General features: G+C 60.7%; 19 protein-coding genes and 1 tRNA gene. 11 read left to right on the plus strand and 9 right to left on the minus strand.

Annotation, left to right across the window (positions count from 1 at the left end; all coding sequences use genetic code 11):
- Positions 1 to 72: 72 nt before the first annotated feature.
- Positions 73 to 156, plus strand: a tRNA-Leu gene (locus tag PAE61_RS08865).
- 40 nt (positions 157 to 196) lie between these two features.
- Here PAE61_RS08865 and PAE61_RS08870 read toward each other — a convergent pair.
- On the minus strand, positions 197 to 1351 hold the full coding sequence (locus PAE61_RS08870) for a Gfo/Idh/MocA family protein (RefSeq protein WP_434803115.1): 1155 nt from the start codon (positions 1349 to 1351) through the stop codon (positions 197 to 199).
- Positions 1332 to 2033 carry a GntR family transcriptional regulator gene (locus tag PAE61_RS08875; RefSeq protein WP_271114951.1) on the minus strand — a complete coding sequence of 234 codons (702 nt, stop codon included), beginning with the start codon at positions 2031 to 2033 and terminating at the stop codon, positions 1332 to 1334. The genes PAE61_RS08870 and PAE61_RS08875 overlap by 20 nt, the downstream gene beginning before the upstream one ends.
- Before the next feature lie 80 nt (positions 2034 to 2113).
- On the opposite strand from PAE61_RS08875, the gene PAE61_RS08880 reads away from it, so the two are divergent.
- On the plus strand, positions 2114 to 3271 hold the full coding sequence (locus tag PAE61_RS08880; RefSeq protein WP_271114952.1) for an LLM class flavin-dependent oxidoreductase: 1158 nt from the start codon (positions 2114 to 2116) through the stop codon (positions 3269 to 3271).
- A gap of 24 nt (positions 3272 to 3295) precedes the next feature.
- On the opposite strand, the gene PAE61_RS08885 is transcribed toward PAE61_RS08880, so the two are convergent.
- On the minus strand, positions 3296 to 4162 hold the full coding sequence (locus PAE61_RS08885; RefSeq protein WP_271114953.1) for an NAD(P)-dependent oxidoreductase: 867 nt from the start codon (positions 4160 to 4162) through the stop codon (positions 3296 to 3298).
- A gap of 135 nt (positions 4163 to 4297) precedes the next feature.
- Between PAE61_RS08885 and PAE61_RS08890 the strand changes: the two genes are divergently transcribed.
- A complete protein-coding gene (locus PAE61_RS08890) occupies positions 4298 to 6784 on the plus strand; it encodes a penicillin acylase family protein (RefSeq protein ID WP_271114954.1) in 2487 nt (828 codons plus the stop codon).
- Positions 6785 to 6862: 78 nt separating this feature from the next.
- Here PAE61_RS08890 and PAE61_RS08895 read toward each other — a convergent pair whose 3' ends face one another.
- The 3 genes from PAE61_RS08895 to PAE61_RS08905 all read right to left on the minus strand — a co-directional run bounded on the left by PAE61_RS08895 (position 6863) and on the right by PAE61_RS08905 (position 9188).
- Positions 6863 to 8140: an ISL3 family transposase gene (locus tag PAE61_RS08895; RefSeq protein WP_000610830.1), complete on the minus strand. Its 1278-nt coding sequence runs from the start codon at positions 8138 to 8140 to the stop codon at positions 6863 to 6865.
- A gap of 12 nt (positions 8141 to 8152) precedes the next feature.
- Positions 8153 to 8545, minus strand: coding sequence for a permease (locus PAE61_RS08900; protein WP_271114955.1), 393 nt, complete (start codon positions 8543 to 8545; stop codon positions 8153 to 8155).
- An 85-nt stretch (positions 8546 to 8630) separates the two neighbouring features.
- Complete coding sequence (locus PAE61_RS08905; RefSeq protein ID WP_271114956.1) at positions 8631 to 9188, minus strand: permease; 558 nt, start codon at positions 9186 to 9188, stop codon at positions 8631 to 8633.
- Positions 9189 to 9299: 111 nt separating this feature from the next.
- Between PAE61_RS08905 and PAE61_RS08910 the strand changes: the two genes are divergently transcribed.
- From PAE61_RS08910 to PAE61_RS08925, 4 genes are all read left to right on the plus strand, one after another.
- Positions 9300 to 9614, plus strand: coding sequence for an ArsR/SmtB family transcription factor (locus PAE61_RS08910; RefSeq protein ID WP_271114568.1), 315 nt, complete (start codon positions 9300 to 9302; stop codon positions 9612 to 9614).
- Positions 9615 to 9822: 208 nt separating this feature from the next.
- Complete coding sequence (locus PAE61_RS08915; protein ID WP_271114957.1) at positions 9823 to 10731, plus strand: PfkB family carbohydrate kinase; 909 nt, start codon at positions 9823 to 9825, stop codon at positions 10729 to 10731.
- Positions 10728 to 11666 (plus strand): pseudouridine-5'-phosphate glycosidase, encoded by a 939-nt coding sequence (locus tag PAE61_RS08920; protein WP_271114958.1) that lies wholly within the window; start codon positions 10728 to 10730, stop codon positions 11664 to 11666. Before PAE61_RS08915 ends, PAE61_RS08920 begins: the two co-directional genes overlap by 4 nt.
- A 45-nt stretch (positions 11667 to 11711) precedes the next feature.
- Positions 11712 to 12428, plus strand: coding sequence for a DUF502 domain-containing protein (locus tag PAE61_RS08925; RefSeq protein WP_271114959.1), 717 nt, complete (start codon positions 11712 to 11714; stop codon positions 12426 to 12428).
- On the opposite strand, the gene PAE61_RS08930 is transcribed toward PAE61_RS08925, so the two are convergent.
- The gene (locus PAE61_RS08930) at positions 12371 to 13438 is read right to left on the minus strand and encodes a patatin-like phospholipase family protein (protein WP_271114960.1); all 1068 of its coding nucleotides are present in this window, start codon (positions 13436 to 13438) and stop codon (positions 12371 to 12373) included. The two genes, PAE61_RS08925 and PAE61_RS08930, sit on opposite strands and share 58 nt — an antisense overlap.
- A gap of 154 nt (positions 13439 to 13592) precedes the next feature.
- The gene (locus tag PAE61_RS08935; RefSeq protein WP_271114961.1) at positions 13593 to 14879 is read right to left on the minus strand and encodes a GGDEF domain-containing protein; all 1287 of its coding nucleotides are present in this window, start codon (positions 14877 to 14879) and stop codon (positions 13593 to 13595) included.
- Positions 14880 to 15008: 129 nt separating this feature from the next.
- On the opposite strand from PAE61_RS08935, the gene PAE61_RS08940 reads away from it, so the two are divergent.
- From PAE61_RS08940 to PAE61_RS08955, 4 genes are all read left to right on the plus strand, one after another.
- Positions 15009 to 15275: a DUF3572 family protein gene (locus tag PAE61_RS08940; protein WP_271114962.1), complete on the plus strand. Its 267-nt coding sequence runs from the start codon at positions 15009 to 15011 to the stop codon at positions 15273 to 15275.
- A 45-nt stretch (positions 15276 to 15320) separates the two neighbouring features.
- On the plus strand, positions 15321 to 15893 hold the full coding sequence (locus tag PAE61_RS08945) for a heme NO-binding domain-containing protein (RefSeq protein ID WP_271114963.1): 573 nt from the start codon (positions 15321 to 15323) through the stop codon (positions 15891 to 15893).
- Positions 15890 to 16924 (plus strand): GGDEF domain-containing protein, encoded by a 1035-nt coding sequence (locus PAE61_RS08950; protein WP_271114964.1) that lies wholly within the window; start codon positions 15890 to 15892, stop codon positions 16922 to 16924. The genes PAE61_RS08945 and PAE61_RS08950 overlap by 4 nt, the downstream gene beginning before the upstream one ends.
- Before the next feature lie 224 nt (positions 16925 to 17148).
- Entirely contained in the window at positions 17149 to 17760 is a 612-nt protein-coding gene (locus PAE61_RS08955) for a nicotinate-nucleotide adenylyltransferase (protein ID WP_271114965.1), read from the plus strand.
- Positions 17761 to 17771: 11 nt separating this feature from the next.
- Here PAE61_RS08955 and PAE61_RS08960 read toward each other — a convergent pair whose 3' ends face one another.
- Positions 17772 to 18542: an enoyl-CoA hydratase-related protein gene (locus PAE61_RS08960; RefSeq protein ID WP_271114966.1), complete on the minus strand. Its 771-nt coding sequence runs from the start codon at positions 18540 to 18542 to the stop codon at positions 17772 to 17774.
- Between the last annotated feature and the right edge of the window lie 50 nt (positions 18543 to 18592).

Raw genomic sequence — 18592 nt, forward strand, 5'->3', positions numbered from 1 at the left:
TTGCCGCGACAGGCGATCCCCGCTATCCCGTCGCTGCCCATCTGCAAGGATCGGCCCCTCAGAGAGCGCCACGGGGGTATGGCGGAATGGTAGACGCAGAGCATTCAAAATGCTCCGCCGCAAGGCGTGGGGGTTCGAGTCCCTCTACCCCTACCAACGCTCTCTGAATTCTTTGGCCAGTTTTGCGGGGATTGGGTCAATGGCCCATTGATACAGTCGCAGGATCCGATCCGCTGAAATCCAGATCCACCGCCCTGCCCGTCATGGCCGATTGCTGCGCGGCCAGTCCCATCTGCACGGCCCGCATCCCGTCCTGAATGGTGACTTCCGGCTGCGTGGCTCCGCGCACCACGGCCTGAAAACGCTGATGCTGATAGAAGGTCGCGCCGTTATGGTCGCCAGCCTCCAGCAAGGCCTCGTCAACCGGCACATCCAGCAGCACCGGGTTTTTCGGATGGCGCGGGCTTTCGATCAGTTGCGCGACGGGGGGTGCGCCCAGATCGGCAGGCCAGAAACGGCCCGGACCGGGGACCAGAACCTCGATCTTGCCGCGCGGTCCGACGGCGGAAATTTCCTCCTGATAGCGGCTGCCCTCGGCGAACATGCATAATTCCAGCATGGCACGGCAGCCATTCGCGAACTCGACGATGACATAGGCATTATCCCAGATATCCGGCGTCTCATCGCCATATCTTTCATCCAGGTGATTTACCGCCTGCCCCGCGCTTGCCATGATGCGGACCGGCTCAGAGTCGACAGCCAGCCTCATGAGATCGAAGAAATGGCAGCATTTCTCGACCAGTGTCCCGCCCGAACTGCGATTGAAGCGATTCCATGCGCCGACCTTGTCCAGAAACGGAAAGCGATGCTCACGGATGGTCAGCATTTTCAGCCCGCCCGTCGCATCGCCAAGCCGTTGCAGGAAGGCGGCGATAGGGGGCATATAGCGATACTCCATCGCCACCCAGACCGGCGCGGCGAATTCCGATTGGAACCGCTGAAGCCGCGCCAGATCGTCAGGCTGCGTGAAAAGCGGCTTTTCAACCAGCACCGGAACGGCCCGCGCCGCGCCGATTTCCTCAAGTTGCCCGAGATGCAGCGGATTGGGCGAGGCGATGACGATGCAATCCGACATGGCAACAAGCTGAGAGACGGATTCGACCGCAGTCGCATTTGGGGCAAGCGCAAGAGCCGCGTCACGCATCGCCCTGTCCGGTTCCAGAATCGCCGCGACATTACTGTCGGGCAGCAATGCGATATTGCGCAGATGTTCCTGCCCCATCATGCCGCAGCCGATTATTCCGTAATCTATCCGTTCCGCCATCGCGTCCCTATCTGATCCGCGCGACATATCGCGCTTTTGCCGTATCGAACCAGTTCCGTGAAAATTCTGCGCTGCGATTTTCCTGATCGAAGCTCAGCCGTTCGTAATATCCCGCAGGCTCATGCCGGGCGATCCCCAGATCCGGGGGGCTCCAGTCAGGCAGGCGGGCCACCGATATCCTGTCCTCGACCTGCGTGATCCACAGATTGAGCCGTTCGCGATAATAGAGATACAGCGACTCGGACAGATCGCGCGGGGCCATGCTGCGCGTATAGGATGCGTCGAGCCATATTTCCTCGACGACGCAGGGGATATCGTTCAGGAAACGCAGCCTGCGGATGCGATATGCGTCATCCGAGCGCCCGAATTCCGGCAGATCCTCCGGTTTCGCAAGCCGGTCTACCGACAGAAGCCGTGCCGTGGGCAGCCCGCCCCCGGCCAGAAGCTCGATCCGGAAAAACGCATAGATATTCTGCGCATCCGGACGGGCGCGGATGTAATTTCCCGAGCCCTGCCGCCGTTCCAGCAGGCCCTGCCGCTCAAGCTCGCCCAGTGCCTTGCGCAATGTGCCGACCGATGTGCCCATATTGGCCGCCATCTGACGTTCCGGCGGCAGACGCGCACCATCCAGCAAATGCCCCGCCGCGATGTCGCGGGCGAGCATTTCCGAAAGCCGTCGGTAAATCGGCAGAGGGGTATGGGTTTCCATTTCTTCGCGCGTCAATTGATACAGTATTGATCTATATAAAACCCGCTGCTAAGCAAGTGATAATTGCGGGAGGGAAATTCATGACGGTCGTTCCCATCACATCCCATGATCTTGACGGATCAGAGATTTCCTGGTTCTCGGCGCTCTGCTCGGACGATTACCGCTATCTTGGCGTGCCCGACGGGGCGCTGCGTTCAAGCTGGGAACATTGCGCGGATATCGTGAAAACAGCCGAGGCAGAGGGGTTCCGCAATATCCTCTGCCCGTCCTCCTATCAGGTCGGACAGGATACGCTCAGCTTCGTGGCGGGCTGTGCGCCGCTTACCGACCGCATCAATTTTCTAGCTGCCGTGCGTTGCGGAGAGATGCAGCCGATCATGCTGGCCCGGACCATCGCCACGCTGGATCATATGCTGAAGGGTCGGCTGACGGTGAATATCATCAGCAGCGATTTCCCCGGAGAGACGGCGGCAAGCGACTACCGCTATCAGCGTTCGCGCGAGGTGGTCGAGATCCTCAAGCAGGCCTGGACGCAGGACGAGATCAATATCGACGGTGAGGTCTATCGCTTCAGCAATGTGACCACCGGGCCTGCGAAACCCTATCAGCAAAATGGCGGGCCGCTTCTGTATTTCGGCGGCTATTCCCCGCCTGCTCTCGAATTATGCGGAGAGCATTGCGACGTTTATCTGATGTGGCCCGAAACCAAGGACGAACTGGCCGGACGGATGCGGGCGGTGAACGAGATCGCGCAGCGTCATGCCAGAACGCTGGATTACGGGCTGCGCGTCCATGTGATCGTGCGTGACACCGAGGCCGAGGCGCGGGAATATGCGCGTGAGCTGGTCTCGAAGCTGGATGACGAACAGGGCCGCGCGATCCGGGAACGGGCTTTGGATTCCGGGTCTCTGGGCGTGGCGCATCAGGCGAAAAACCGTGAAAATGCGGATATGGAGGGCTTCGTCGAGCCGCATCTCTGGACCGGGATCGGCCGCGCCAGATCGGGATGCGGCGCGGCGCTTGTCGGTTCAGCCGATCAGGTGCTGTCTGAGATCGAGGCCTATCGCAAGATGGGCATCCGTGCCTTCATCTTCTCGGGCTATCCCCATATCGAGGAATGCCGGCATTTCGGACGACTGGTCCTGCCGCATCTGAAGACATGCTCGCTGCCTCATGCCTATGGCCGTGTGCCGAACCGCACGCCCGAGACCCCCTTGGGCACCGGTGAGCGGCGCTGACAAGATGCCCGCAGATATAACGCCCTAACGGCGCAGCCGGGCGATCAGGGACGAGGTGTCCCATCTTCCTCCGCCCATCTGCTGCACCTCTTTGTAGAACTGATCGACCAGAGCCGTCACGGGCAGGCTGACCCCGATATCATCGGCGGTATCCAGACAGATCCCCAGATCCTTGCGCATCCAGTCCACGGCGAATCCGTGATCGAACTCATCGGCCTTCATCGTCTTGTAGCGGTTCTGCATCTGCCAGCTTCCTGCCGCGCCCTGACTGATCACCTCGACGACTTTATCGATATCCAGATCCGAGGCCTCGGCGAAGCGCAGCGATTCCGACAGGGCCTGAACAAGCCCGGCAATGGCGATCTGGTTGCACATTTTCGTGGTCTGCCCCGCGCCGACCGGCCCCATCAGGCGGCAGATCTTGGCATAGGCGGTGATGATTTTCTCGGCGCGGTCGAAATCCTGCTGGCTGCCCCCGCACATCACCGAAAGCTGACCGTTCTGAGCACCCGCCTGCCCGCCAGAGACCGGCGCATCGACATAGCCGATTCCGGATTTCGCCGCCGCATCCGCCAGTTCCCGCGTGACCCGCGCCGAAACGGTGGTGTGATCGACGAAAACGGCGCCTTCATCCATCCCGGCAAAGGCGCCGTCCTCGCCCAGACAGATGCTGCGCAGATCGTCGTCATTGCCGACACAGGCCATGACAAGCTGCGCCCCAATGGCTGCCTCTCGCGGGGTGGGTGCTGAATTGCCGTCATATTCCGAGGCCCAGTCCCCGGCCTTCTTCGCCGTGCGGTTATAGACCGTCACCTCATGCCCGGCCTTCGCCAGATGGCCCGCCATCGGATAGCCCATGACGCCCAGTCCCAGAAATGCAAGCTTCGCCATCTGCTCTTCCCTTTTCGTCAGCTCATATTCGCGCGTTGAAAGCCAAATGCGCTTGGCCTACTACCGCTCCACAAGACACCACCCCCCGCCCCCCGGTCAAGCCGAGGGGGTGAGCTGCGAAAGGCCCTCCGCACGATGCTGACCCTGTTCCGCTGGACCCTGCGCCTGACGATCGCGCTGATCGTGCTGCTGGTTCTGGCCACCTTGCTGGTCTGGTATTTCGCCATGCGGTCCCTACCCGACTATAACGCGGATTATGTCGTTCCGGGCATCGGTGCCGAGGTGGAAATCGTGCGCAGCACCGAAAACGTGCCGCATATCTTTTCCGAAAGCGACCGCGATACGTTTTTCGCGCTTGGCCTTGCCCATGCGCAGGACCGGCTGTTTCAGATGACCGTGCTGCGCCGCGCCGCGCAGGGCCGCCTGTCCGAGATATATGGCGAGCGCACATTCGCTGCCGATGATCTGGCCCGGCGGCTTGGCTTTGCGCGGATGGCGCGTGAAGCGGTCGCCGCTCAGGATGAGCGTACACAAGAGGCGCTGCGGGCCTATGCGGATGGGGTCAATGAATGGATCGCCATCGTCAACCGCGAGGCGCTTGGCCGTGGTGCGCCCGAATTCTTCCTTGTGCCCGATGACATCGCCTTCTGGCAGCCTGCGGATTCGCTGGCGATCCTGAAGCTTTATGCCGCCGCCACCAGCCGTCAGCTTCCCGCCGAGATCCTGCGCGCGCAGCTTTCCCTTGTCGCGCCCGAGCGGGGTCAGGACCTTGTCGCCGGACTGGGAGAGCCTGCGATGCCGGGCTATGCCAGCCTGTTCCCCGGCGGGCGGATTCCCGGCTCGGCTCCGGCCTATATTCCCGAATGGCCGCTGAATCTGGCCGGATATCTGGTGCCTTTCTCGGGGCTGTCCGGCAGCAGCCTTGCCGCGGATGCCGAGCGCACGACCGCCGGTGAGCCGCTGATGGCCAATGATCCGCAAGCGGCGCTGACCCTGCCATCCCTGTGGTATCTGGCGCGTCTCGACCTGCGCTCGGGCGATGTGATCGGCGCGACTATTCCGGGCATTCCGGCGGTGTTTTCGGGCCGCTCGGCTCAGCTTGCATGGGGTCTGGTCCCGGCTCAGGCCGACGATACTGACATCCATATCGAGGAAATCCAGCCCGGAGACGTCAACCGCTATCGCGGCCCGAATGGCTGGCAGGATTTCACCGTCCGAAAAGAGATCATCCAGATCCGCGATGCGCCCGATCGGGCGATCACGTTGCGCGAAACCGAGAACGGCCCGCTGCTTCCCGGTGCGGCGTTCGGGCTGGCCTCGGTGACTCCGGCGGGCTTCGCCGCTTCGGTCTCGTGGACCGGACAGGCCAGCAACGATACCACACTCAGCGCCCTGATCGGTATCATGAGCGCGACCGACCGCCGCGCGGCAATCGAGGCCGCGCAGGGTTGGGTCGCGCCAGCCATGCGCATAACGCTGGCCGATCATGACGGAATCGCGCAACCTCTGGCCGGTCTGCTGCCGCAGCGCGACCCCCAACACGCGACCCTTGGCCGGATGCCCACCCCCGGCTGGATCCCGGCCAATCGCTGGCAGGGCCTTGCCCCTGCCGAGGCCCCCGACGGAACCGCGAACGGGCTGAGCTTCGCAACCGGCGCTCTGCCCTTGCCGCAAGGCGCGATGCCGCTTGGCTTCGACGGTGACGAAATTCTGCGCGAGGGACGGCTGAGCAGGCTGCTGTCTCAGCGTGAGGTTTACAGCCGCGACAGTTTCATCGACACGCAGCTTGATATCGTCAGCCCTGCTGCCCGCTCGCTGTTGCCGCTGATCGGCGCGGATCTGTGGTTCACCGGAGAGCCCGCCGCACCCGGCACGCCCGAGCGGCAGCGTCAGGATGCGTTGGAGCTTCTGGCCCAATGGGATGGCGCAATGAGCGAGCATCTGCCCGAGCCGCTGATCTATGCGGCCTGGCTTGCGGCGCTTCAGGACCGGCTGATCCGCGACGATCTGGGGCCGCTTGCCGACAGGATCACGCAGTTGCAGCCCGGCTTCATCGAACGCGTCTACCGCAACCGTGGCGGCGCGGCAGGCTGGTGCGATATTCGCCAGTCAGCATCCGTGGAAACCTGCTCGACCCTGTCCCGGCAGGCACTGGATGCCGCGATCCTTGAACTGACCGAGCGCTACGGCCCAGATGTGACAAGCTGGCGATGGGGAGATGCGCATGAAGCCGTTCAGATCCACCCGGCGCTGAGCCCGGTCCCCCGGCTTGGCTGGATCGCCAGCCTACGCCAGTCCTTATCCGGCGGCGACACCACGCTTGCACGCGCTCCGCTTGTCGGCACCGGCAAGCAGCCCTTCCGCCCCGTTCTGGCCTCGGCCTATCGTGGCGTTTACGATCTGGCCGACCCGGACAGTTCCGTCTTCATCATCGCCTCGGGTCAGTCGGGGCATCCGTTCTCGCGCCATTACGACGATCTTGCAGTCAGGTGGCGGCGCGGTGAGTATATCACCATGTCGCTGGACCCTCAGCTCGCGCGGGCGGCGGCGACCGGCACGACGCGTCTGATCCCCGCCGATCCGGGTCCGTCGCAAGAACGGATTTCCGCAAGTGCCGATTAACGCTAGAATTTTATAAAATCGGGTATACGGATTTAATGGTTGATGGGGCACCTTTACCCCACCAACCTGATACCATTATCAGATGGTTGATAGATCGACTCCGTAGTTGAGTTCCTCTGCGAAGTCCGGCAGTCCGTAACCGATGGTTTTCTTGTAGAAAGGAGAGACCTTCGCAGTCGGTGCCTTCTTCTTGTGCTTCGTGGTGTAGAGCATTCGTGCCCGCATCACCTCGAAGGAGTAACCGCGCCCTTCACGGTTCTTGTCCTTGGCCAGTCGGTTGATGGACTCCGTGTAAGCGTTGGTGACGGGCATGTCCGTCTCGAAGTAGGTCATGGTCTCTTCGCGCCAGTTTCCCACTGCCCTGACCAGATCGCTCCAGACTTCCTTTTGGCCCTTCGGGATGGTGGCTATCCACTCGTCCAGGGCGGCTTCTGCCTGGAGCCGTGTGGTGGCGTCCCAGATGCCGTAGAAGCGCTCCTTGTGCTCGTAGGCGGCCAGCAGTTGCGGGAACGCGCCTGTCCAGGTCTCCATGATGAGGCGCTCCCGGTCTGAGACTTCGTGAGCGCGTTTCAGCAGGATTTTCCGGTCTCCCTTGAGAGTCCGGCTCTGGGACGGTTTCAGCTCCTTTCTGAGGCCCTTGCGCACTCTCTCTAGGGCATCGTTGGCCATGCGCACCACATGGAACTTATCGACCACGATACGGGCCTGGGGCAGCACAGCCTTGACCGCTGCCCGGTAGGGGTTCCACATGTCCATGCTGACGATCTCGACCTTCTGCCGGTCTTTCAGCTTCATCAGGTAGTTGGTCACCACGTCCTGGCGGCGGGTGGCCAGCAGGTCGAGCAGGGTTCGCTCCTCAATGTTGGTCAGAATGCAGCGGTAGCGCTTGTTCAGGTATAGCTCGTCAATGCCCAGGATGCGGGGCGTCTCGAAGCGGTGCCAGCGCCCCAGGAACTCGGCGCGGGCGTTGAAGATGTCGCGCACCGTCTTCTCGTCCAGGCCGGTCTGTGCCGCCACAAAGGTGTAGGGGTGGTTGAAGGATTCCTTCTCCACGTACTCATGCAGCCGCAGTGTCATACGGAATCCGTCCACCATCTCCGGTAGCTGGGGCCTGAATGTTGTCTTGCAGGCCCGGCAGGTGTATCGGCGGCGGACCACCCAGAGAGTGACCCGCTTGCCGTGGATGGGCAGATCACGATAGGGAACGTCACGCTTGCCGAACCGCACGAACTCACCCTGCACGCCGCACCCCTCGCAGGCTACTGGTGTAGGTGCTTCAAGCCGAAAATGTATGTCTTCATTCTGCTCATCAGAATCCACCAACTGGTACCCAGGAAGGCTTAACGAATTAATCATCTCCCGCCTTGATCAGAAAAACAGGTAGGTGGCGTAACCGGCAATCATCGCCATAGCAAAAATGACTGCTAAAAACGCCGCTAAAAGCTTCAGCGTGAACAAAGAGCGCAACAGAATGAGCTCAGTCAGGCTGGCTCCGGCACTGCCGATGATCAACGCTAGCACCGTCCCGGCACCCACGCCTTGGGCCATCAGAGCCGCTGCCAGAGGTATGACGGCTTCAGCGCGAATATACAACGGCACGCCGATGACAGCGGCAACTGGAATGGCAAAGGGATTATCTGGGCCTGCATACTGCTCCAATAAGTCAGTGGGCATGAAACCATAGATCACGCTGCCAATCGCAATACCGATGAGCAGGTAAGGCAACACATCGATAAAGTCCGACCAAGCTTCCCGCCACACACCACTGTACTTCCCTTCTTTCTTAACCGTGACAGTGGGTTGACTGTCACAGCATTCGCTAGACGTAGAGACTGTTGTCTTCCTATCAGCCCCGCAAGAAGCCGTCTTCGGAGTGGTGTCGCAGCTGTTGGTGCCGCAACTCGATGCGGTCGATGTAGCACTGCACGGGCTTTGCTGATGAACTACATCCACTGCTCTCTTGTGTCGCCGTCCGGCGCACATAACGCTCGAAGCCAAGCGTGTGAAGCAGCCATCCGGCACCTACCGCGACCACCAAAGCGGCGAGCACATAGATAGCAGTAAGTGTCCATCCAAACGTGGCAACCAGCAGGCCGACGACGATAGGATTCAGCAACGGAGATGAGAAAAGAAACACCATCATCGGCCCAAAACCGGCCCGTGCCCGAATCAACCCTTTCAACATGGGGATAGTCGAGCAACTACAGAAGGGCGTTATAGCTCCTAAACCAGCAGCAAGAAAATAGCCTCGCTTCCCACTGGAAGTCAGTAACGCTTCCACCTTGGATGGTGGGATGTGACGTTGAAGAACTCCGACCAGCAAGCTAATGCCAATGAATACAACCGATAGCTCGATAGCGAGAAAGGCGAACATGCCTAGAGCGTCTTGGAGTTGAGATGACATTCAATATTACTCCTATATTTCTAGTATTGTCGAAATGATGTACGCAGCCTACTTGCGTTTATCCGACCTGTCAACTATAATTCTAGAAACATCGAATTATTGGGGCGTGCTATGGATCACGAAAAGGTTGCAGCCAGCTTAGCTGAGCTAGGGAATAGTCACCGACTGTCCGTGTTCCGCTTTCTGGTCAAAGCTGGCCCTGATGGGGCTTCGGTCGGAGATATCCAGAAGGGGCTGGGTATTCCTGCTTCGACGCTATCACATCACCTTGCGCGCATGGCCAAGGTAGGGCTGATCCGGCAGGAGAAACATAGCCGCACGATTGTCTGTATACCCGAGTATGGGCACCTAGAGAATTTGATCGGTTTCTTACAAGAGGAATGTTGTGCAGGTGTCCGGATTGCGCATGAACCAGAACCGCTTTGACGCTTGCCCAGCTCTCGCTGTCCTCCCTAGTCAGCATCGCTATGAAGACTCAGGCGAAGGTGGAAACAGAAAATTGGCAGTAGAGTAGGCTGAAGAGGATCAATCAGATAATCCGCTGAGAAAGATTTTCTTCTTTACATCTTTGGCATTTTATCAACCAGAAATTCCGGATACCCATAAAATCCTTGTCGGGTACAGATATTCGCTCATGACGGATCGCCACAGAAAAAATCCTGCCAACGTGCTCTGCATCGGCGCTATGCTGTGGGATGTGATCGGCCGCAGTTCGCGCGTCATGGCGCATGGTCATGACATGCCGGGCCGGATTGCCCATATTCCCGGCGGCGTCGCGCTGAATGTGGCGCTTGCCGTGGCCAGATGGGGCATGTCGCCGGCGATCCTTTCGGCAGTCGGTCGCGACAGCGAGGGTGAGGCGCTGATCGAATCCGTCAAGCGAGGTGGCGTCATCACCGATTTCCTGTGCCGCGATGGCGGGCCGACCGATGTCTATATGGCTATCGAGGACGCAAACGGGCTGATCGCCGCGATTGCGGACGCGCATTCGCTGGAAGAGGCCGGGGACAGGGTGCTTGTACCGATCCGGGACGGGCGGCTTGCCTCGGCGAATGATCCGTGGAGGGGTGTCGCGGTGATCGACGGCAATCTGACAGTGGATCAGCTTCACCGGATTACAGCCGAGCCGGGGCTTGCGCAGGCCGATCTGCGCATCGTCCCGGCCAGCCCCGGCAAGGCGGACCGGCTGGCACCGCTGATCGGCGCACCGAACGGGTGCTTCTATCTTAACCGCTATGAGGCCGAGGTGCTGGCCGGGCGCGGGCTGAAAGGCTCGGCGGATGCGGCGCGGGCCATGCTGGATCTGGGGATGAACCGGGTTATCGTAACGGATGGCGCTTTGCCGGTTGCGGACGGTCTTGCCACGGATGGGATCATGACCGTGACCCCGCCCCCGGTTACGATTGCGCGGGTGACCGGGGCGGGCGACAGTTTTCTTGCCGCGCATCTTGCGGCTGAACGCGCGGGAAATGATCGCCATATCTCGCTGATCCGCGCCAGTTCGGCTGCCGCTGCACATGTTTCGGGAAAGGACATGCCATGACCGGTTTGATTGAGTCATTCGACATCACCGCCGAGATCCGCGACGCGCTTGATAAGGGCGCCCCTGTCGTCGCGCTTGAATCGACGATTATCACGCATGGCATGCCCTATCCGCAAAATCTTGAAATGGCGCGGCGGGTCGAAGCGCAGATCCGGTCCGAGGGGGCGCTGCCCGCCACCATCGCCGTGGTCGGCGGGCGGATCAAGATCGGGCTGGACGATGCCATGATGGAAGGGCTGGCGCAGACGCCTCAGGCGCAGGTGATGAAACTGTCCCGCGCCGATCTTGCGGTCTGCGTCGCCACGGGCCGGACCGGAGCCACGACCGTTGCCGCGACAATGATCTGCGCCGACCGCGCCGGTATCGCTGTCTTCGCGACGGGCGGCATTGGCGGGGTGCATCGCGGCGCGGAGACCAGCTTCGATATCTCGGCCGATTTGCAGGAATTGTCGCAAACCCCGGTCACGGTCGTCTGTGCGGGGGCGAAGGCCATTCTCGATCTCTCGAAAACGCTTGAAGTGCTGGAAACGCTTGGCGTTCCCGTGATCGCCTATGGTCAGGATCAGCTTCCGGCCTTCTGGTCCCGCGAATCGGGGCTGAGGGCTCCGCTGCGCATGGACGATCCTGCCCTGATCGCGCGCGCTGCGCTGATCCGTCGCAATCTGAACCTGCCGGGCGGGCAGTTGGTCGCCAACCCGATCCCGGCAGAGGCCGAGATCCCCCGTGACATTATCGCGCCCATCGTCGATCAGGCGCTTGCCGATGCCGCACGGCACCGGATCGCAGCCAAGGCTGTGACGCCCTATCTGTTGCAGCGCATCTTCGAGCTGACTGAGCGGCGCTCTCTCGATGCGAATATCGAGCTGGTCATGAATAATGCACGACTTGGCGCGAAGATCGCCATCGAGGCCTCAAGGCTGCACGGCGGGGCTTGACGCGGAAGCGGGCGAATCTAGCATTCAGGCGAAGGAACACGGGATATGAACGACCAGCCCTCGCCGCTTAAATCCGCCCGCCTGATTCCACGCCGCAGCGGGCCGCTTGCGGCGATGCGGGCCTCTTTCCTGACAGGGCTGATCGTGATCGCGCCCATCGGCATCACCGTCTGGCTGATCTGGACGCTGACCGGATGGATGGACAGTTGGGTTCTGCCGTTGATCCCGCCGCGATGGCGGCCGGAAAACTATATTGGCATCAATTTGCGCGGCCTCGGTGTCGTGGTCTTCCTGATCTTTACGCTGCTGATCGGTTGGGCGGCGCGGGGCTGGATGGGCAAGGCGATTATCGGTTTCGGTGAATCTCTGTTCTCGCGCATGCCGATTGTCGGCGCGGTCTATGGCGGGATCAAGCAGATCGCGGAAACCATTCTCAGCCAGGGAGATGGAAAATTCGACCGCGCCTGTCTGGTCGAATATCCCCGCCGCGGCTTGTGGGGGATCGGATTTGTCGCAGGCGATGCCCGCGGCGAAATCGCGCAGAAAGGCAGCGGCAGCGGGCATGGCAAATTCCTTGCCGTCTTCGTACCGACAACGCCCAACCCGACCTCTGGATTTCTGCTGTTCGTCCCCGAACAGGACGTGCATATCCTTGACATGGCGGTCGAGGACGCCGCCAAGCTGGTGATCTCGGGCGGACTGGTCTATCCCAGCGATACCCGGCGCGGGAACAGCGCTGACATATCCACCGAGTCGCGCTGATTCAGATCATCGGCATGCTGTTCGATGAAACGATCCGCCGAGCCGCGCCCGGCATTGAACATCCGCTCCAGCATACCGGGATTGGGCAGCATCTTGCTGCGTGCGCTGAGATCGTTCATCAGCGTATCGTCCATGATCATGTGCAGCAGCACATTCTTCATGACCTTGCCCTCAAGCCGCTTTTCGTCGTGCAATCGTTTGACGAAATTGATCGCCCGCAACTCGGACAGAAGGGCGCTGTTGAAGCTGATTTCATTAACGCGGTCGGCGATTTCTCCCGGCGAATGCGGAACATCCTCACGCCGCATAGGGTTGATGTTCACGACGACGATATCCCGCGGCAGATCCGGATGGTAAAGCGGCCATAGCGACGGGTTCCCCGAATAGCCGCCATCCCAGTATTCCTCAAGCTGCCCGGTCACCGGGTCGTTGATCTTGATTGCGCGATAGATCGTGGGCAGGCAGGCCGAGGCAAGCACCGCATCCACAGTCACTTCACGATCCATGAAAACCCGCGCCTGACCCGTGCGCACATTGGTCGCGTTGACGAAAATCCGCGTTTCGCAATGCGCCCCGAATTCCGGATAGGGCATGGTCCGCAAGATGGCCCGCAGCGGGTTTGAATAAAACGGACCGTAATCATAAGGGCTGAACAACCGGGTCATATTGTCAAGCCAGGCGACCGGAGAAAACAGCTCTGTCAGTCTTTCGAAGCTGCGGGGCACCGGGAACATCGAGTGCAGCCAGCGAACGACGCGGGAATCGCTGACCTGGCCAACCTCGCTCCAGATATGGCGAAGGTTTTCACGCGCTGCCCTGCGACCGTTGCGGCCTTGCGCGGCGGCAAGACCGGCGTGAAGGGCCGCGCCGTTCAGCGCCCCGGCGGATGTTCCGGTGATCGCCGCAATATCCAGCCATTCCTCTTCCAGAAGCCGGTCAAGCACTCCCCAGGTAAATGCGCCATGTGCACCGCCGCCCTGCAAAGCGAGGTTGATCCTGCGTCGTTCCATAGCGGTTTCCTGCCTCGTTATCCGTTTGATCTTCCTGCGTCCTGCACGCACTGGCCACAACGCCGGGCAAAGCCCGGCAGTTCACGGCACGGCGCGGATAACATAGTTGACGCTACGGCAGACAAGCGGCAACCGACAGATCAGGGATCGGCACTCAGCCATAAGTTGCGGCATATTGCACAGGTCGCGCCAGGATCACACGGTTGCGGCCGGCCTGCTTGGCGGCCAGCATCGCCGCGTCGGCACGATTGATCAGCTCATCCGCCCCGCCTGCCCCGACGCCATCATCGCTGACGCAGATACCGACCGAGACCGAAACGCTCACATCGACCGGCCCGGCCAGCCCGTTCACCCGCATTGCGCTTGCGGCCAGATGATGCCGGATATTCTCGGCCAGCGAGACAGAGCCGGTTTCATCCATCCGGGGCAGAAGCAGCATGAACTCCTCTCCGCCCCACCGCGCGATCCTGGCCGATTCCGGGCTGCAGCGAGTCAGCAGGCTGCCAACCTCACGCAGGACAGTGTCGCCTGCCCCGTGCCCGTAGCGGTCGTTGATCGATTTGAAATGATCGATATCGGCCATGACCAGTCCAAAACCCTCACCCGAGCGGATCGTTCTGGCGATCTCATGCTCAAGCGCCCTGCGGTTCAGAAGGTCGGTCAGCGAATCGGTCCGGGCCAGCCGCAATGCCGTACTGGATGCATGCTGTGCCCGCTCTGCCTCATGGCTGCGGCGCAGGAGAAACTGCATTTTCGCAGCAAGCTCTGCCTTATCGCCGCATAATTCGGGCCGGACGGGCAAAACCTCGGCAGCGCCCATGTCGAAGGCCCGCGCTTCTTCCTCGGCAGATTCCGTGCTTTGCAGCATGACAAGCGAGGTTCCCCGTGCATCGGCCATCATCCGGGCGCGAAGATCGGCCAGTCGCTGCAACCCGGCACTCCCCGCGCCCGCATCGACCAGAAGCACCGCGATCCGGTCACGCAGCCGGGCAAATCCGTCGCGCGACGAAATCCGCGAGATCGTCAGCCCCACCGAAGCAAGCAGAGACTGCCAGTCACGCGCAAGCGCAGCGTCATCGGTCAGCAATGCGATCTTGTCGGGGAAACTGAACGCTGCACCGGATTCCGCAAATCCCGTCTCACGGCAGACCGGAAGCGCCAGCCAACTGCGCAGCCGCGCCCGCATGACGATGTCGTCGCAATTGTGGTCAAGCAGAAACCCTGCCCCCGCAGTAAGCGCAGCGAGACGCTGGCTGGGTGCACAAATGGCGATCACTGGCACCCTGACGCGCCGCAGAAGCCAGTCGATCTGCTGCCCAAGGACCGACGCATCGCGATTTCGGACCAGCACGGCACGGGCACGCGACTCCGGCTGTAACGCATCCGCAACGTTTTCCGAGGTCCGCACATCGTAATGCGCAGCACGAAGCCGGGCTTTCATGGAACATCGCGACGTGACGTCCCCATCTATTAACAGGATCTCTCCAAGCATGATTTTCTTGCCTCGCTTCTGCTCGGAGGGCAAATTCGCACAGACCGATTAACAGAAAGTTTCAGGCATCCATTTCAGATGATCACACCACGTCAGGCGCATGAAATTGCAGACAATCTTCTTCTTTATGTTCTGCAGGACCCGGAACTGCTCAGCAGCCTGATCGGACGCAGCGGGATCGATCCGGCACAGTTGAACCAGCTGGTAAACGGCGATGACGTGCATGAATTCATCCTTGAGTTCGTCGCCGAAAGCGATGATCGCGTGATTGCCTGCGCCGAGGCGACGGGGATCGCGGCTTCGGATATTGCCTTTGCGGCCCGGCTTCTGGCGCGGCGCGATTGACGGACTGTTAAGCTCTTCATGCTAGGCCTCCTCCGGAAAGGAGGCATGATGCATGGTTTCGTTATCCGGGGGATCGAACTTTTTCTGCGGGCGCGGCATGGCGACGCGGTCTGGGCCGATCTGTGCCGCGATTGCGGTCTGGACCGGCGCGGAACTCAGATCCTTCACGAATATGGCCAGGATGTCGCGCCGGCGATGATCCGGTCTGCCTGCAAATCTCTGCAATTGGGACGTGAGGAATTGCTGGAAGATATCGGCGGCTGGATCCCGCGGCTGGACAGTGTCCGCCATATCATGCGGTTCAGCGGCTCATCCTTTCAGGATTTCGTGCTGTCGCTGGATGACCTTCATGATCGGGGAAGCGCGGTATTGCCGGGGCTTATATTGCCACGGATTGTGACTCTGCGCTCGGGTCCGGGCAGTTACCGGCTTTCAGTCAGCGCTGATCAGGATGGCTGGCTGCCGGTTCTTTGTGGATTTCTTCGGGGTATGGCGGATGATTATGGCGTTCTGGCAATTGTCGAAACGGCTGACTCCGGTCTGACCGTGACGATTATCGACGACAGTTTCGCCGAGGGCAGCCGGTTCTCGATGCACGGCACGGCAGGGGCCGCATGACGGATATCCCCACGATCCCGGTTGAGCGGCTGGCCACGATGATGCCAATGCATCTGCTGATCGATTCTGCGGGGGTGATCCGCTCTTGCGGGACGACCCTGCGCAAGCTGATCGGGTCGACGCGGAATGTGCAGACCGCATTTGAACTGCGGCGTTCCTCTCCGGGTACGGAAATGCTGGATATGCTGACCGAAGCAGCGGCAAGCGGGACGCGGGTTTTTCTGGGACTTCAGGGCAGTTCCCTGCCCTCGCTGCGTGGAGAGGCGGTTTTATTGGCTCAGGGCGATCTGCTGCTGAATCTGGGCTTCGGTATCGGCGTGATCGAGGCGATCGGGATCTATAACCTGACCGATGCCGATTTCTCTGCCAATGAGCTGGCGATTGAAATCATGTATCTGCACAAGGCCAGCCAGGCCATTCGGGGTGAGCTGTCGCGCCATAGTCTCAGCCTTGAAGAGGCAAGGCGGACGGCGGAAATGCAGGCCTTTACCGATCCTCTGACCGGGCTTCTCAACCGACGCGGTTTCGAGATGGCGCTGCGCTCGGTGATTGAATCGCGGTCCCGGCCCGATGGGCAAAGGCAGGAATTTGCGGTTCTGCAAATAGATCTCGACCGCTTCAAGGAGGTGAATGACCGCTTCGGCCATGCCGCCGGAGATGAGGTTCTGCACCGGACAGCGGAACGGCTGAAGGATGTGCTGCGTGATGAAGACCGCATTGCGCGGGTCGGTGGAGACGAGTTCACCGTGATCCTGCCCGGCGCAAGCTGTGCTGAAACACTTGAACAGATCGGCGAAAGGATCATCGCGGCGACACAGCAGCCCGTGCGCTTTCAGCAGCATCTGTGCCGGATCTCGGCAAGCATTGGCGGCATCATGTCGCGCCAACTCGGACAGTTGGACGCAAACCGGATGCTGGCTGAGGCGGATACGGCACTTTATGCGGCGAAGAATGCCGGGAAAGGCTGTATCCGGCTTTATCAGGGGGGTAGGTCCGATCAATCAGAAAAGAGGAACGCAAAAGAAGCGTAGTCATCATTGTGTGCTGTGGCGTGTCGCTGAAAGTCTGGCTTTCGATGAAGTCTAACCCGTGTGCCTCTGTGAGGGCCGTCGGCACCGAGGAAAGCCATAGTTTCAGGATTGCCGGAACGCACAGTTCAAACCCCGGCCCCAGCCATTATAATATCGCGGGCTGACCGACGCATCGCCCTTCAAATCCTGTTGAGCCTCGTCCGGTCCCGTCATAAATCTTCATGATGAAACAGGGTTTTCCTACAGTAACGCGCGGGCAGCGCATCGGGCTTTTCGGCGGATCCTTCGATCCCGCGCATGAGGGGCATGTCAGGCTGACCGAAGAGGCTCTGAAGCGGTTAGGGCTGGATCGGGTCTGGTGGCTGATTACGCCGGGCAACCCTCTGAAATCGCGCCAGCCCGCGCCGATGCAGGAACGCATCGCCTTTGCGCACAGGCTTATGGATGATCCCCGCGTGATCGTCACCGGGCTGGAGGAAAGGCTGAAAACCCGGACGACCGTCGAAACCATCGCGGCGTTGCAGCTTATTTATCCTCAGGCGCGTTTCACCTGGCTGATGGGATCGGATAATCTGGTTCAGTTCAGCCAATGGGAACGCTGGCAGGAGATTGCCGAACGCGTCCCAATCGGCGTCGTTGCCCGCCCCGGCACAAGGCTGCCGGCGCGTCTGTCGAAAGCGGCGCGGATCATGGCGCCGTATCGTCTGCCCGAAAATCAGGCAGAGCGACTTGGCTCTGCGACGCCGCCCGCCTGGGTGATGGTGAACATGCCGATGACAAACGCCTCATCGACAGCGATCCGGGCGGCGCGGCTGGCGCGTGACCGGACGGAATAAGGACCCCTGCCCTATTTCCCGCTGAATTTCGGAGCACGTTTTTCGAGAAACGCCGTCACACCTTCCCGGAAATCCGCGCTGCGTCCTGCCTGCCCCTGCAGTTCGGCCTCAAGGTCGAGCTGTTTGGCGAAATCGCTCGCGCCGGATTCGCGGATCGCACGGCGCACCGAGAGATAGGCCGAGGTCGGACCGCCAGCCAGTTGCCGCGCTCTTTCCTGTACTGCTTCGACAAATCCGGCTTCCGGGACAGATTGCCAGATCATGCCCCATTCCTCGGCCTGAGCAGCCGGAATCTTCTCGGCGAACAGCATCATCCCCATTGCACGGGCATTGCCGACCAGCCTTGGCAGGATCCAGGTGCCGCCCGCATCCGGGATCAGCCCGATCTTCGTGAAAGCCTGCGCGAAATAGGCGCTTTCCACCGCGATCACCACATCCGCCGTCAGCGCCAGATTGGCCCCTGCCCCCGCAGCGGCACCGTTCACCGCCGCGATGACGGGTGCCCGGCAGTTGATTACAGCCTGCAACATGGGTTCGTATTCGCGCCGAAGAATGCCCTCGACATCCTCTGCGGCGGCCACATCCGTCAAATCCTGCCCGGAACAGAATGCGGCACCCGCACCGGTCATCACGACGCATCTCGTTTTTTCATCAACGCTGTTCAGCGCCTGAGTGATCTCTTCGCGCATTTTCGAGTTCAGCGCGTTCATCACCTGAGGCCGGTTCAGCATCAGCGTGGAGATACCGTTATTCGTGGAAAAGCTGATCGTTTCGTAAGCCATGTCATCCTCCTGCTTGAGGCCGAGCATGGCCTGATCGCGACAGGACGGAA

Source organism: Paracoccus aerodenitrificans (assembly GCF_027913215.1).
GTDB lineage: Bacteria > Pseudomonadota > Alphaproteobacteria > Rhodobacterales > Rhodobacteraceae > Paracoccus > Paracoccus aerodenitrificans.